This window comes from Caldovatus sediminis, from assembly GCF_014644455.1.
GTDB classification, from domain to species: Bacteria; Pseudomonadota; Alphaproteobacteria; order Acetobacterales; family Acetobacteraceae; genus Caldovatus; species Caldovatus sediminis.
Genome location: NZ_BMKS01000005.1, coordinates 230,313 through 244,072 on the forward strand (window position 1 = coordinate 230,313; position 13,760 = coordinate 244,072).

At 74.7% G+C, this 13,760-nt stretch carries 13 protein-coding genes; 8 read left to right on the plus strand and 5 right to left on the minus strand.

Annotation, left to right across the window (positions count from 1 at the left end; translation table 11 throughout):
* Nucleotides 1-471 (plus strand): HlyD family secretion protein (locus tag IEX99_RS22480; protein ID WP_229677933.1); only part of this gene is annotated, 471 nt, incomplete at its 5' end.
* Nucleotides 458-2,065 (plus strand): DHA2 family efflux MFS transporter permease subunit, encoded by a 1,608-nt coding sequence (locus IEX99_RS10510; protein ID WP_188899984.1) that lies wholly within the window; start codon nucleotides 458-460, stop codon nucleotides 2,063-2,065. The genes IEX99_RS22480 and IEX99_RS10510, both read left to right, overlap by 14 nt.
* A 7-nt stretch (nucleotides 2,066-2,072) precedes the next feature.
* Here IEX99_RS10510 and IEX99_RS10515 read toward each other — a convergent pair whose 3' ends face one another.
* Together IEX99_RS10515 and IEX99_RS10520 are read right to left on the minus strand one after the other, a co-directional pair.
* Complete coding sequence (locus tag IEX99_RS10515; protein WP_188899985.1) at nucleotides 2,073-3,263, minus strand: acyl-CoA dehydrogenase family protein; 1,191 nt, start codon at nucleotides 3,261-3,263, stop codon at nucleotides 2,073-2,075.
* A 10-nt stretch (nucleotides 3,264-3,273) separates the two neighbouring features.
* The gene (locus IEX99_RS10520) at nucleotides 3,274-4,461 is read right to left on the minus strand and encodes a CaiB/BaiF CoA transferase family protein (RefSeq protein ID WP_188899986.1); all 1,188 of its coding nucleotides are present in this window, start codon (nucleotides 4,459-4,461) and stop codon (nucleotides 3,274-3,276) included.
* Between the two features lie 162 nt (nucleotides 4,462-4,623).
* Between IEX99_RS10520 and IEX99_RS10525 the strand changes: the two genes are divergently transcribed.
* From IEX99_RS10525 to IEX99_RS10535, 3 genes are read left to right on the plus strand one after another with little or no spacing between them, the layout of a single operon-like run.
* Entirely contained in the window at nucleotides 4,624-5,685 is a 1,062-nt protein-coding gene (locus IEX99_RS10525) for a zinc-dependent alcohol dehydrogenase family protein (RefSeq protein ID WP_188899987.1), read from the plus strand.
* Nucleotides 5,686-5,709: 24 nt separating this feature from the next.
* Nucleotides 5,710-6,234 (plus strand): phosphonopyruvate decarboxylase, encoded by a 525-nt coding sequence (locus IEX99_RS10530; protein ID WP_188899988.1) that lies wholly within the window; start codon nucleotides 5,710-5,712, stop codon nucleotides 6,232-6,234.
* A 14-nt stretch (nucleotides 6,235-6,248) separates the two neighbouring features.
* Nucleotides 6,249-6,881 carry a thiamine pyrophosphate-dependent enzyme gene (locus IEX99_RS10535; protein WP_229677934.1) on the plus strand — a complete coding sequence of 211 codons (633 nt, stop codon included), beginning with the start codon at nucleotides 6,249-6,251 and terminating at the stop codon, nucleotides 6,879-6,881.
* 11 nt (nucleotides 6,882-6,892) lie between these two features.
* Here IEX99_RS10535 and IEX99_RS10540 read toward each other — a convergent pair whose 3' ends face one another.
* The 3 genes from IEX99_RS10540 to IEX99_RS10550 are packed head-to-tail and all read right to left on the minus strand — an operon-like array spanning nucleotide 6,893 to nucleotide 8,965.
* On the minus strand, nucleotides 6,893-7,690 hold the full coding sequence (locus tag IEX99_RS10540) for an N-acyl homoserine lactonase family protein (protein WP_188899989.1): 798 nt from the start codon (nucleotides 7,688-7,690) through the stop codon (nucleotides 6,893-6,895).
* Nucleotides 7,687-8,619 (minus strand): NAD(P)-dependent oxidoreductase, encoded by a 933-nt coding sequence (locus IEX99_RS10545; RefSeq protein WP_188899990.1) that lies wholly within the window; start codon nucleotides 8,617-8,619, stop codon nucleotides 7,687-7,689. Before IEX99_RS10545 ends, IEX99_RS10540 begins: the two co-directional genes overlap by 4 nt.
* A 16-nt stretch (nucleotides 8,620-8,635) precedes the next feature.
* Complete coding sequence (locus IEX99_RS10550; protein WP_188899991.1) at nucleotides 8,636-8,965, minus strand: carboxymuconolactone decarboxylase family protein; 330 nt, start codon at nucleotides 8,963-8,965, stop codon at nucleotides 8,636-8,638.
* Between the two features lie 141 nt (nucleotides 8,966-9,106).
* Here IEX99_RS10550 and IEX99_RS10555 point away from each other — a divergent pair, with 141 nt between their 5' ends.
* The 3 genes from IEX99_RS10555 to IEX99_RS10565 all read left to right on the plus strand — a co-directional run bounded on the left by IEX99_RS10555 (nucleotide 9,107) and on the right by IEX99_RS10565 (nucleotide 13,680).
* Complete coding sequence (locus tag IEX99_RS10555; RefSeq protein WP_188899992.1) at nucleotides 9,107-10,129, plus strand: NADP-dependent oxidoreductase; 1,023 nt, start codon at nucleotides 9,107-9,109, stop codon at nucleotides 10,127-10,129.
* A 140-nt stretch (nucleotides 10,130-10,269) separates the two neighbouring features.
* Nucleotides 10,270-12,612, plus strand: coding sequence for a xanthine dehydrogenase family protein molybdopterin-binding subunit (locus IEX99_RS10560; RefSeq protein ID WP_229677935.1), 2,343 nt, complete (start codon nucleotides 10,270-10,272; stop codon nucleotides 12,610-12,612).
* A 102-nt stretch (nucleotides 12,613-12,714) separates the two neighbouring features.
* Nucleotides 12,715-13,680, plus strand: coding sequence for a complex I NDUFA9 subunit family protein (locus IEX99_RS10565; RefSeq protein ID WP_188899994.1), 966 nt, complete (start codon nucleotides 12,715-12,717; stop codon nucleotides 13,678-13,680).
* Nucleotides 13,681-13,760 lie beyond the last annotated feature (80 nt).

Below are 13,760 nucleotides of genomic sequence, written 5' to 3' on the forward strand. Positions count from 1 at the left end.
CTCGAGGCGCTCGGGCCGCAGGAGCGCGAGCTGCGCGCGCAGCGCGAGCGCGCGGAGATGGACCTCGCCGACCGCACGATCCCGATGCCCTTCGACGGCGTGGTGGCCCGCGTGTTCGTGGACGCCGGCGAATACGTCGCGCCGGGCCAGCGGCTGCTGCTGCTCTACGACCCCTCGGCGGTGCGCGTCGAGGCCAACGTCAAGGAGACCGAGGTCCGCTTCTTCAGCCCCGGCAAGCCGGTGCTCGTCACGGTGGACGCCTATCCGGGCCGGCGCTTCGAGGGCGTCGTGGAGCGCGTCGGCGCCGCGGCGACGAGCGAGTTCGCCCTGCTGCCGGCGCCGAACCCGAGCGGCAACTTCACCCGCATCACCCAGCGCCTGCCGCTGCGCATCGCCCTGCAGCCGCCGCCCGAGCCGGGGCTGCTCCGCCCCGGGATGCTGGTGCGGGTCGAGGCCGATGCGCGGCAGTGAGGCGGCCGAGGCCGGCGGCGGACGCAACGTCGAGGCGCTGTTCGCGCGCTACGGTCCGGCCTATCGCTGGCTCGTCACCGGCACGGCGCTGATGGGGACGCTGGCGACGGTGCTCTCCTCGACCATCGCCAACGTCGCGCTGCCGGAGGTGATGGGCGCCTTCGGCATCGGCCAGGACCAGGCCCAGCTGATCTCGGCCGGCTTCCTCGCCGCCACCACCGGGACCATGCTGCTCAACGCCTGGCTCGTGGAGTCCTTCGGCTTCCGGGCCGTCTTCGTCGTCGTCATCGGGCTGTTCGCGCTCTCCTCCGTGACCGCCGGCCTCGCGCCCAACGCGGGCACGCTGATCGCGAGCCGCGTCCTGCAGGGGGCCTGCGCCGGCGTGCTGCAGCCGATGGCGATGCAGATCATCTTCGCCGTCTTCCCGCCCGAGCGCCGCGGCGCCGCGATGGGGCTCTACGCCATGGGCGTGGTGCTGGCGCCGGCCTTCGGGCCGAGCATCGGCGGGCTGCTGGTGGACGACTGGGGGTGGCGGTTCGTGTTCCTCCTCGGCGTGCCCTTCACCCTGGCGGGCCTCGGCCTGGGCATGATGTTCATGCCCGGGCGGCAGGCGGAGGGGCCGATGCGGCGCTTCGACTGGCTCGGCTTCGGGCTGCTCGCCCTGGCGCTGGGCACGCTGCTCGGCGCGCTGTCCAGCGGCCAGCGCGAGGGCTGGGGGTCGGATTTCGTCGTCACCGCGCTCTGCGTCGCCGGCGCGGCCTGGGCCGTCTTCTTCGCCTGGGAGGCGAAGACGCCGGCGCCGCTCCTGAATCCGCGCGTCTTCGCCGAGCGCGGCTTCGGCGCCTCCGCCGTGACCTCGGTGATCTACGGCGCCGGCATGTTCGGCTCGACCTACCTGATCCCGCTCTTCGTGCAGCTCGTGCAGGGCTACACGGCGACGCGGGCGGGGCTGCTGCTGATGCCGGCGGGGCTGGTCGCGGGCGTGGTGTTCCCGGTCGCCGGGCGCCTGTCGGACAAGGTGCCGGGCTGGAAGCTGATCCTCTTCGGGCTGGTCGTGTTCGCCGTCTCCTGCTGGCTGATGGCGGGCGGGGACACCGACACGCCGTTCTGGACCTTCGCCCTCTGGACGATGATCGGGCGCGCCGGCATGGGCTTCGCGATGCCGAGCATCAACGCCGGGGCGCTGCGCGCCCTGCCGCAGCGGCTCCTCGCCCAGGGCGCCGGGGCGATCAGCTTCACCCGCATGCTGGGCGGCGCGCTCGGCGTGACGCTGCTCTCGGTGCTGCTGGAGCAGCGGACGCAGTTCCACGCCGAGGCGCTGGCGGCGACGCAGCATCCGGGCAACCCGGCGACGATGGAGGCGCTGCGCCTGATCGAGGGCCTGCTCGCCCAGGACGGCCTGCCGGAGACGCTGCGCCGCGCCGGGGCGGAGGACTACCTCGGCCGCGTCGTCGCCGCGCAGGCGAGCATGCTCGGCTTCCGCGACGCCTTCCTGGCGCTCGCCCTCGCCTTCGCGGCGGCGCTGGTCCCCGGGCTGATGACGCGGCGGCGGCCGCCGCTCCCGGCCGCCGCGGCCGCGCCGGCGCGCGCCTGAGGCCGGCTCAGAACGAGCGCGGCAGGCCGAGCACGTGCTCGGCGACGTAGGAGAGGATCAGGTTGGTGCTGATCGGGGCGATCTGCATCAGCCGGATCTCGCGCCACTTGCGCTCGATGTCGTACTCGCGCGCGTAGCTGAAGCCGCCGTGGGTCTGCATGCAGGCCTCCGCGGCGTGCCAGGCGGCCTCGGAGACGAGCATCTTCGCCATGTTCGCCTCCGGCCCGCAGGGCAGGCCGGCGTCGAACAGCGTGGCGGCCTTGCGGATCATCATCTCCGCCGCCTCCAGCTCCGCGTGGGCGCGCGCGATCGGGAACTGGATGCCCTGGTTCTGCCCGATCGGGCGGCCGAAGACGACGCGGCTGTTGGCGTAGTCCACCGCCTTGCGCGTGAAGTAGCGCCCGTCGCCGAGGCCCTCGGAGGCGACCAGGATGCGCTCGGCGTTCATGCCGTCGAGGATGTAGCGGAAGCCCTTGCCCTCCTCGCCGATCAGGTTCGCGGCCGGCACGCGCATGCCGTCCATGAACACCTCGGTGGTGTTGTGGTTGATCATCGCCTTGATCGGGCGGATCTCGAGGCCCTTGCCGCGCGCCTCGCGCAGGTCCACGAGGAAGACCGAGAGCCCGTCCGACTTGCGCTTCACCTCCTCGAGCGGCGTGGTGCGCGCGAGCAGCAGCATCATGTCGGAGTAGAGGGCGCGCGAGGTCCAGACCTTCTGGCCGGTGACGACGTAGTGGTCGCCGTCGCGCACGGCGCGGGTCTTGAGCCTCGTCGTGTCGGTGCCGCTGGTCGGCTCGGTGACGCCGAAGGCCTGCAGGCGCAGCCTGCCGGAGGCGATGTCGGGCAGGTACTTCCGCTTCTGCTCCTCGCTGCCGTGGCGCAGCAGCGTGCCCATGATGTACATCTGCGCGTGGCAGGCGCCGGCGGAGCAGCCGGCCTTGTGGATCTCCTCCAGGATGACGCAGCCGGCGCGCAGCGGCAGGCCGGCGCCGCCGTACTGCTCCGGGATCAGGGCGCCGAGGAAGCCGCTCTCGGTCAGCGCCTGGACGAACTCGGCGGGGTAGGCCTCCTTCTCCTCCTTCTCGCGCCAGTAGGCGCCGGGGAAGCCCTCGCAGATCCTGCGGATCGCGGCGCGGATCTCGGGGTAGTCCTCGCCGAGCGGCACGCTCGGCAGCGCGGTGGTCGTGGTGCCGTCCATGGGTCCCGTCCTAGTCGGCCGCCGCGGCGGCCCTGTGTGCGAAGAACTCCGCCGTCGCCTCGCCATGCGCGGGCGCCGGGGCGTCGCGCGCGGGGCGGACGCCGTCGAAGAGCAGCGGCAGGCCGACGGTGCGGAGCTGGCGCGGGTCGTTCTCGCCGCGCAGGATGCCGAGGGCGCGGGTCTGCGGGTGGGCGTGCAGCTCGCTCACCTCCTGCACCGGGGCGCAGGGCACGCCGGCCGCGCGCAGCGCCTCGATCCAGGCGGCGCGCGTGCGCGTGCGGAACACCGCGGACAGCGTCTCGATCAGCGTGGCGCGGTTCTCCACCCGCGCGGCGTTGGTGGCGTAGCGCGGATCCTCCGCGAGCTCCGGCAGGCCGACGACCGGGGCGAGCCTGCGGAACAGGTTGTCGTTGCCGGCGCCGACGACGAGGTAGCCGTCCGCCGTCTCGAAGGCCTGGTAGGGGACGATGGTCGCGGCGCCGGAGCCGTGCCGCCCCGGCTCCTTCCCGTCCGCGGCGTGCGAGGCGATGTGGTAGAGCATCCAGGCGAGCGAGGTCTCGTAGAGGGAGGTGGAGACCTCGCCGCCGCGCCCCGTCGCCGCGCGGCGGATCAGGGCGGCGAGCACGCCCGTCACCACCCAGCCGCCCGCGCCCATGTCGATGATCGAGGTGCCGACGCGCACCGGCGGGCGGTCGCCCGGCTCTCCGGTGACGCTCATGATGCCGCCCATCGCCTGCATCAGCGGGTCGTAGCCGGGCTGGTCCCTGAGCGGGCCCGCGGCGCCGAAGGCGCCGATGCTCGCGTAGATCAGGCGCGGGTTGGCCGCGATCATCGCCTTCGGCCCGAGGCCGAGCGCCTCCGCCTGGCCGGGGCGCAGGTTCTGGATCACCACGTCGGCGCCCGCGATCAGCGCCTTCAGCGCGGCGAGGTCCTTCGGATCGCGCAGGTCCGCCACGACCGAGCGCTTGTTGCGGTTGAGCGCGTGGAACACCGCCGCGGCGCCGTCGAGGAAGGGCGGTCCCCAGCCGCGCGCGTCGTCGCCCTTGCCGGGCTTCTCGATCTTGATCACCTCGGCGCCGAGCTCGGCGAGGACGAGCCCGGCATAGGGCGCGGCGACGCTGTGGCCGAGCTCGACGACGCGCAGGCCGGCGAGCGGCAGGGCGCCGCCCCCGCTGTCCTCGGCCGATCGTTCCGGCATGCAGGCGTCCTCCCGACTGGATCGGCGGGATGATGTCCGCGCGCGCGCGCGGCGGCAAGCCGGCGGCGGCGATTGCCGCGTGCGCGCCGCCGGCATACCCTCGCGCGAGCCGGCCGCGACGGCGCTCGCGCGCCGTGCCCGGCCGCACAGGAGGAACGTCCGATGAAGGGAGTCGTCTTTCCGGGTGACCGCCGGGTGGAGCTGATGGACTTCCCCGATCCCACGCCCGGCCCCGACGAGGTCGTGCTGGAGATCAGGGCCTCCGGCATGTGCGGCAGCGACCTGAAGTACTACCGCGCGCCGGCCGGCGGCGGCACCGCCGCGCTCGGCTTCGCCAAGGGCATCCAGGGGCCGGTGATCCGCGGGCACGAGCCCTGCGGCGTGGTGGTCGCGGTGGGCAGGAACGTCTCGCCGAGGCAGGCGCGCATCGGCCAGCGCGTGATGCAGCACCACTACCGCGGCTGCGGCGTCTGCCCGCAGTGCGCGACCGGCTGGATGCAGCTCTGCGACGAGGGCGTGGACGAGGTGTACGGCGCGACCGGCCACGGCGCGCACGCGCACTACATGAAGTGCCCGGCGCGCACCCTGGTGCCGCTGCCGGACGAGCTCTCCTTCGAGACGGGGGCGGCGATCTCCTGCGGCACCGGCACCGCCTGGGGGGCGCTGCACCGGCTCGGGCTGCAGGGCGACCACACCATCGCGATCTTCGGCCAGGGGCCGGTCGGGCTCTCGGCGACGCAGCTCGCCAAGGCGATGGGGGCGCGGGTGATCGCGCTCGACGTCGCGCCGGAGCGGCTGGCGCGGGCGAGGGAGTTCGGCGCCGACGCCGTGATCAACCCGAAGGAGACGAACGACGTGGTCGGCGCGATCCGCGACCTGACGCACGGCCTCGGCGCGCATCTCTCGCTCGACGCCTCCTCCTCGCCGGCGGCGCGGCGGCAGGCGGTGCAGTGCGTGCGCACCTGGGGCAAGGCCTGCTACGTCGGCGAGGGCGACACGGTGACGCTCGAGGTCAGCCCCGACCTGCTGCGCCGCCAGGTGACGATCATCGGCTCCTGGACCTTCTCCACCGTCGGCCAGGCGGAGTGCGCGCGCTTCATCGCCGACCGCGGCATCGAGGTGGACCGCCTCTTCACGCACCGCTGGCGGCTGGAGCAGGCGGACGAGGCCTACCGGCTGTTCGACACCCAGACCACCGGCAAGGGCGTGATCCTGCCGAACTGAACCGCGCGATCGAGGGGCAAGACGATGGACACCGCCGCCGCGGCGCCGGGCTGGCAGGAGGAGCTCTACGCGGTCCTCCGCCAGAACGGCGTGACGCAATTCGCCTATGTGCCGGACGCCGGCCACCGCGTGCTGATCGACAGGTCGCTCGCCGACCCGGAGGTGCACTCGATCCCGCTGACCTCCGAGGAGGAGGGCGTGGCGCTGCTCGCCGGCGCCGATCTCGGCGGCGCGCGCGGCGTGCTGCTGATGCAGAGCAGCGGCGTCGGCAACTGCGTCAACCTGCTCTCGCTGGTGAAGGGCGGGCGCTTCCCGTTCCTCACCCTGGTCTCGATGCGCGGCGACTTCGGCGAGGGCAATCCCTGGCAGTTCCCGATGGGCCAGGCGGTGCAGCCGGTGCTGGAGGCGATGGGCGTGATCTGCCTGCGCGTCGAGCGGCGCGAGGACGTGATCCCGACCGCCAACGCCGCGCTGACCATGGTGTTCAAGAGCGGCCAGGCGGTCGCGGTGCTGCTCGGCCAGAAGCTGATCGGCGCCAAGCCGTTCTGAGGGGGGATCACGCGATGCAGGAGATGCAGACCGCCGCCGCGCGCCGCGCCGCCGAGGCCGCCGCCGCCGGCTACGTGCTCGACCGCCTCGAGGCGGTGCCCAGGCTGGTCGGGCGGCACGAGGACTTCCTGATCGTCACCGGCCTCGCCGGCACGGCGCGCGACATCGCGCGGCTCACCGGCGACGGGGCGCACGCCTACCTGCTCGGCGGCGCGATGGGCGCGGCCTGCATGATGGGGCTCGGCCTCGCGCTGGCGCGGCCGGACAGGCGCGTGCTGGTGCTGACGGGCGACGGCGAGCTGCTGATGAGCCTCGGCGCGCTGGCGACGATCGCGGTGATGAACCCGCCCAACCTCGCGATCGTCTGCGTGGACAACGGGCACTACGGCGAGACCGGCTGGCAGCGGAGCCACACCGGCCTCGGCGTGGACCTGGAGCGCATCGCCGCGGGCGCCGGCATCCGCGCCACGCGCACCATCGCCGACGCGTCCGGGCTGGAGGAGGGCTCGCGCTTCATCCGCGAGGGCAACGGCACCTGCTTCGTGCTGCTGCGCGTCGCGCCGACCGAGCCGCCGGCCTACAAGCGCAACCTCGACGCCTCGGCCTGCCGCGACCGGTTCCGGGCGGCGCTGCTCGGCGCGCGCTGAGGGGCGCCGCCTCAGGCGGAGGGCTCGAGGTCGAGCCGGACGGCGATGCCCTCCAGCCCCGCCGCCGCGGGATAGCGGCGCATCACCTCCGGGTCGTGGCCCGGCACGATGTGCCGCGGCGTGGGCGCGAGGGCGCGCAGGCGGTCGAAGGCCTCCAGCATGTCGCCGACATGGAAGGCGGTGGTGAAGGGCCGCCCGCTCTCCATGTTCTCGTAGAAATGCGTCACGTCGGAGGCGAGGACCACCGGGCCGCGCCTGGTGTTCACCCGCACGCACTGCAGCCCCGCCGAGTGGCCGCCGCAGACGTGCAGCGAGACGCCCGGCGACAGCTCCGCGTCGCCCTCGTGGACCACCACGCGGTCGGCGAAGAGCATGCGCACCATGCCCGCCACGTCCTCCACCTCGAAGGAGTGGCGCAGGCGGCGGTGGCGCATGTAGCGGCCGGTCGCGTAGCGCATCTCCGGCTCCTGCAGGTGGAACCGGGCGCGGGCGAATTTGTGGAAGCTGCCGACGTGGTCGTAGTGCAGGTGGGTGAGGATCACGTCCTCGACCCGCTCCGGGTCGAGGCCGATCAGGCGCAGGCTGTCCACCGGGCAGCGCAGCCACTCGCGCTTGCGCCGCGCCGCGACCTCGGCGGTGAAGCCGGTGTCCACGACGAAGCTCCGCTCCGGCGAGACCGCGGCCCAGACGAAGTAGTCCATCGGCATCGGCCCGTCGTGCGGGTCGCCGCCGATGAAGTGCTCCGCCCGGCGCGCCGCGCGCGTCGCGTAGCGCAGCGCGTAGATCTCGTAGGCCGGCGCCGCGCTCATTTGCCGTCCGCCTTCAGCACGGCCTGCACGCGCTCCGGGTCCACCGCGATCTGCACGTTCGCGCGCTCGTTCTGCAGCCGCATGAAGACGCGCGAGTCGAGCGCGCCCCAGCCGCGGTTCAGCGCCTCCGTCATCTCGGCGTGCGTCAGGTTGCACAGCCGCATCGGCACGCCGACCTCGCGGCCCATCTGCACCGCGAGCGAGACGTCCTTGTGCGCGAGCTTCAGCGCGAAGGCGGGCGGATCGTACCTGCCCGGCAGGTACTGGTCGGCGATGCGGTCGAAGGTGCGCCGGCGGCCGAGCGCGCCCTGGCGGATCGCCTCCCACAGCGCCAGCGGGTCCATCCCGGCCTTCACGCCCATGGTGAAGACCTCGGCCATCACCTGGTTGATCGCGTAGCCCGCCATGTTGTGCACGAGCTTCGCCACCGTCGCCGCGCCGATCGGGCCGATGTAGCGCGCCTGGTCGCCGATCGCGTCGAGCACCGGCTTGTGGCGGCGATACACCGCCTCCTCGCCGCCGACCCAGATGGCGAGCCTGCCGGTGCGCGCGCCTTCCGGCCCGCCGCTCACCGGCGCGTCGCAGGCGTCGGCGCCCTTGGCCCTGAACGCCTCGTGCACGCGGCGCATCAGCGCCTGGCTGTTGGTCGAGAGGTCGAAATAGGCGAGTCCCTGGCGCACGCCCTCGAGCAGCCCGTCCTTGCCGAACACCACCGCCTCGACCTCGGGCGGGCCGGGGAGCGAGGTGAAGACCACGTCCGAACGCTCCGCCACCGCGCGCGGCGTGTCCGCCCATTCGGCGCCGGCGGCGAGGTGGCTCTCGGCGGCCGCGCGGTTCACGTCGTGCACCACCAGCTTGTGGCCGGCCCTCTGCAGGTTGGCGGCCATGTGGCCCCCCATGGTGCCGAGGCCGATGAATCCGATCTTCATGACGGGCATCCCCTCCCTAGGTCCTGTCCCGCGCCTCGAACACGTCGCAGGCGATGTGCGCCGCGGTCATCGCCGAGGGCCAGCCGGAATACAGCGCGAGATGCGTGATGATCTCGCTGATCTCCTCGCGCGTCACGCCGTTGTCCAGCGCGCGGCCGATGTGGGTGTTGAGCTGCTCCTGCCAGCCCAGCGCCACCAGCGCCGCGACGGTGACCATGCTGCGGTCGCGCTTGGACAGCTCCTTCCGTTCCCAGACGTCGCCGTAGACGTAGTCGCTCGTCATCTGCACGAGCTTGGGAAAGGCGGGCTTGAGGCGGTCGCGTCGCGCCGAGGGCGGGGCTGCCATGGGTTTCCTCCTGTGCCGGAACGCCCGGCCTTCCGGGCCGTCGCGCGATCCTCGGCCAGCCGCGCCGCGCAGGCAAGGCGCCGCGCGCGCGGGGTCTGCTATGCTGCGAACGGTCGGCCAGCGGAGGAGGAGGGGATTGGCATGGCGCGGGGCGGCGGCAACCGGCAGGTGCGCTATGTCCGGCGGCCGGTCGGGCGGCTGGAGGAGAGCAGCTTCGCGATCGAGGATGCGCCGATGCCCTCGCCGGCGGAGGGGGAGGTGCTGGTCCGCACGCTGTTCCTCTCCGTCGACCCCTACATGCGGCGGCAGATGCTCGGCACGAAGGGCTACGCGGTGCCGCTGCGCGAGGGCGACGTCATGCAGGGCCGCGGCATCGCCGAGGTGGTGGAGAGCCGCCATCCCGCGCGCCGCGTCGGCGAGGTCGTCTTCGGCGAGATCGGCTGGCGCCTCTACGCCGCCCTGCCGGGCGAGGCGCTGCGGCCGGTGGACCGCTCGGTGCGGCCGCTGTCGCTGCATCTCGGCCTGCTCGGCGCGCCCGGCCTGACCGCCTGGGTCGGGCTCACCGACCATGGCCGCCCGCAGCCCGGCGAGACGGTCGTCGTCTCCGCCGCGGCCGGCGCGGTCGGCAGCCTGGTCGGGCAGATCGCGAGGCTGCGGGGCTGCCGCGCCATCGGCATCGCCGGCGGGGCGGAGAAGTGCGCGCATGTGGTGCGCGACCTCGGCTTCGACGCCTGCCTCGACCACCGCGCGGAGGGGCTGGAGGAGGCGCTGCGGCACGCCGCGCCCGGGGGCGTGCAGGTCTATTTCGACAATGTCGGCGGCGCGGTGCTGGATGCCGTGCTGCCGAACCTCGCCATGGGGGCGCGGATCGCGCTGTGCGGCATGATCGCGCACTACAACGCGACGGGGCCGATCGCCTTCCGCCATCTCCAGTCGCTGCTCGACAATTGCGTCACGCTCGCCGGCTTCCGCATCGGCTTCGTCGCGCCGGAGCGCCGCGCCGCCGCCGCGGCCGAGCTGCTCGACTGGTTCCGCGCCGGCAGGCTGCGCTGGCGCGAGACCGTCTCGGACGGGCTGGAGACGGCGCCCGCGGCCCTCGTCGGCCTGTTCGACGGCGCCAACATCGGCAAGCGCATCGTGCGTGTCGCGCCGGCTGGGGGGTGATGCGGGCGCCGGGCCGCGCGGCCGGCGCCCGCGGGCCTCGCGCGCCGCCGGGGGTGGCGCTAGCCTCGCGCCGCCAGGGGCGGCGGCGCCGGCCGCGCGGGGCGGCGCGGCGCCCGGCGCGGTCGGGAGGAGGTCTCGCGGTGGATCAGGCGCATCGGCAACGCTCCCTGCGCCGGCTCGAGGATGCGCGCTTCCTCGCCGGGCGCGGGCGCTTCGTGGCGGACGCGGAGGTCCCGGCCGGCTGCCTGCACGCGCATGTGCTGCGCTCGCCGCACGCGCATGCGCGCCTCCTCGGCATCGCCGCGGAGGCGGCGCGCGCCATGCCGGGCGTCGCCGCCGTGCTCACCGGAGCGGAGCTGCGCGCCGAGGGCCTGGCGCCGCTGCCCTGCGCCGTGGCGGTGCAGACCGTCGGGCCGCTCATCGTCCCGCCCCGCCACGCGCTGGCGATGGACCGCGTGCGCCATGTCGGCGAGCCGGTGGCGGTCGTGCTGGCCGACACCCCCGCCGCCGCGCGCGACGCCGCCGAGCGCATCGAGGTCGGGTACGACCCGCTGCCCGCGGTGGTGGACGCGCGCGCCGCCCTCGCCCCCGGGGCGCCGCGGCTGCACGAGGAGGCGCCGGGCAATCTCGCCTACGTCTTCGAGAAGGGCGACCGCGCCGCGACCGAGGCGGCGTTCGCGCGCGCCGCGCACGTGGTCGCGCTGGAGGTGGCGAACCACCGCGTCCATGCCGCGCCGCTCGAGCCGCGCGGCGCGATCGCCTCCCACGACGCGGCGACGGGCCGCTTCCGCCTGCTGCTCTCGGGCCAGGGCCTGCACGGCATCCGCCGGCAGCTCGCCGCCGTGTTCGGCCTGCCGGAGGAGCAATTCCATCTCGTTGCGCCGGATGTCGGCGGCGGGTTCGGGCTGAAGAACCCGCTGTTCCCGGAATACGTGCTCGCGCTCTGGGCGGCGCGGCGGCTCGGCCGGCCGGTGCGCTGGATCGCCGAGGCGAGCGAGGAGTTCGCGGCCGCGGTGCACGCGCGCGACGCCCAGGCGGCGGTGCGGCTGGCGCTGGACGCGGAGGGGCGCTTCCTCGCGCTCGACGTCGCCCTCACCGCCGACATGGGCGCCTATCTCTCCGCGGGCGGGCCGGGCAGCACGACCAACGCGGCCTCGGCGGCGTTCGGCGGCGTCTATGCCATCCCGACCGGCTTCCTGCGCACGCGCGGCGCCTTCACCAACACCGCGCCGATCGAGGCCTATCGCGGCGCCGGCAAGCCGGAGATGAACTACCTGGTCGAGCGCGCGGTCGAGGAGGCGGCGCGGCGGCTCGGCCTGGACCCGCTGGCGCTGCGCCGGCGCAACATGATCGGGTCCGCCGCGGGCGCCGGCGGCTTCCCGCACCGCACCGCGCTCGGCATGACGGTGGACGGCGGGCGGTTCGCGGCGAACCTGGACGCGGCGGAGCGACTCGCCGACCGCGCCGGCTTCGCCGCGCGCCGCGCCGAATCGGCCCGGCGCGGCCGGCTGCGCGGCCTCGGCCTCGCCTGCTTCCTCGAGACCGCGCGCGGCGCGCCGAACGAGTGGGCGGCGGTGCGCTTCGCCCCCGATGGCCGCGTCGAGCTCGCCATCGGCACCCAGTCGAACGGCCAGGGGCACGAGACGAGCTTCGCGCAGGTGGCGGCCGAACGGCTCGGCCTGCCGGTCGAGACCTTCCGGCTGGTGCAGGCGGACACCGACGCGGTGCGGTTCGGCAACGGGCATGGCGGGGCGCGCTCGATGCACCTCGGCGGTGGGGCGCTGGTGCAGGCGATCGGGGCGGCGCTCGGCAAGGCGCGCGCCGTGGCGGCGCAGATGCTGCAGGCGGAGCCGGCGGCGCTCGAATTCGCCGAGGGCCGCTTCGCCGTGCGCGGCGCCGCCGGGCGCGGCGTGGACCTCCTCGCCGTCGCGCGCGCCGCGGCCGATCCGGCCAGCCTGCCCGAGGGCCTGGCGCCGGGCCTCGATGCCGAGGCGATGCACCTCTGCGACCTCGTCACCTTCCCGAACGGCTGCCACGCCGCCGAGGTGGAGGTGGACCCCGAGACGGGCGCGGTGACGCTGCTGCGCTACCTCGCCGTGGACGACTACGGGCGGCTGGTCAACCCGATGCTCACGGTCGGCCAGGTGCGGGGCGGGCTCGCGCAGGGGATCGGCCAGGCGATGCGGGAGGCGATCGCCTACGACCCGGAGACGGGCCAGATCCTCAGCGGCTCCCTCATGGACTACGCCCTGCCGCGGGCGGAGGACCTGCCGCCGCTCGAGGTGACGCTCGACGAGGGCGCGCCGACGGCGTCGAACCCGCTCGGCGTCAAGGGCTGCGGCCAGGCGGGGGCGATCGCGGCGCCGCAGACGGTGATGTGCGCGATCCTCGACGCGCTGGCGCCGCTCGGCGTCACGCGGCTCGACATGCCGGCGACGCCGGAGCGGGTCTGGCGCGCGATCCGCGCCGCGCGCGGCGACTGACGCGCCGGCCGCCGCCGCGGCGGCCGGGGCGGCCGGCCGCTTGGCGCCGGGCGCGCCGGCCCATATGGTCCGCGCCGTTTCGGCGCCATGGGGTTTGGTTCGATGCGGGGTCCGGGGGTGCGGAAGGTCGCGACCGTGTTCGGCGGGGCGGGGTTCATCGGGCGCTATGTCGTCCAGCGGCTCGCCCAGCGGGACTACGTCGTGCGGGTCGGGACGCGCGATCCGGCGGGGGCGCGGTTCCTCTCCACCCAGGGGCGGGTCGGGCAGATCGTGCCGCTGGCCGCCGACATCCGCGACGAGGCGGCGGTCGCGCGGGCGGTAGCGGAGGCCGAACTGGTGGTGAACCTGGTCGGCATCCTGTTCGAGCGGCGCGCCGGCGACTTCGCCCGCCTCCATGTCGAGGCGGCGGGGCGCGTCGCCCGGCTCGCCGCGGCGGCGGGGGTGGCGCGGCTGGTGCACATCTCGGCCCTCGGCGCCGACCCGCGGAGCGGGAGCCTCTACGCGCGGACGAAGGGCGAGGGGGAGGCGGCGGTGCGCGCGGCCTTCCCTGGCGCGACCCTCCTGCGCCCCTCGCTGGTCTTCGGGCCGGAGGACGCGCTGTTCAACCGCTTCGGCGCGATGGCGCAGTGGCTCCCGGTGATGCCGGTGATCCGGGGCGGGACGCGCTTCCAGCCCGTCTATGTCGGCGACGTGGCGGACGCCGTCGCGGCGGCGGCGGAGCGCGAGGACGCGGTCGGCCGGACCTACGAGCTGGGCGGGCCGCGCGTGATGACCATGCGGGAGCTGCTGCGCTTCGTGCTGGAGACGACGCGGCGCCGGCGGCCGCTGGTGGAGGTGCCGGACTGGCTGGCGCGGCTGCAGGCCTGGTTCGGCGAGTGGCTGCCCAATCCGCCGCTGACGCGCGACCAGCTCCTGCTGCTCGGCAAGGACAACGTGGTGGCCGAGGGAGCGCCGGGGCTGCGCGAGCTGGGGATCGCCGAGCCGAAGGCGGTGGAGGCGGTGGTGCCCGGGTATCTGGCGCGGTTCCGGCCGGGCGGCCAGCGGGCGGATGTCGCGCCGGCGTCATAGGCCCGCTTCGGACCTTCCGGGCGCGCGGTTGTGCTGACCTGACGATCCTCAACCGAACCCCCGGCCGATCAAGGACAGAA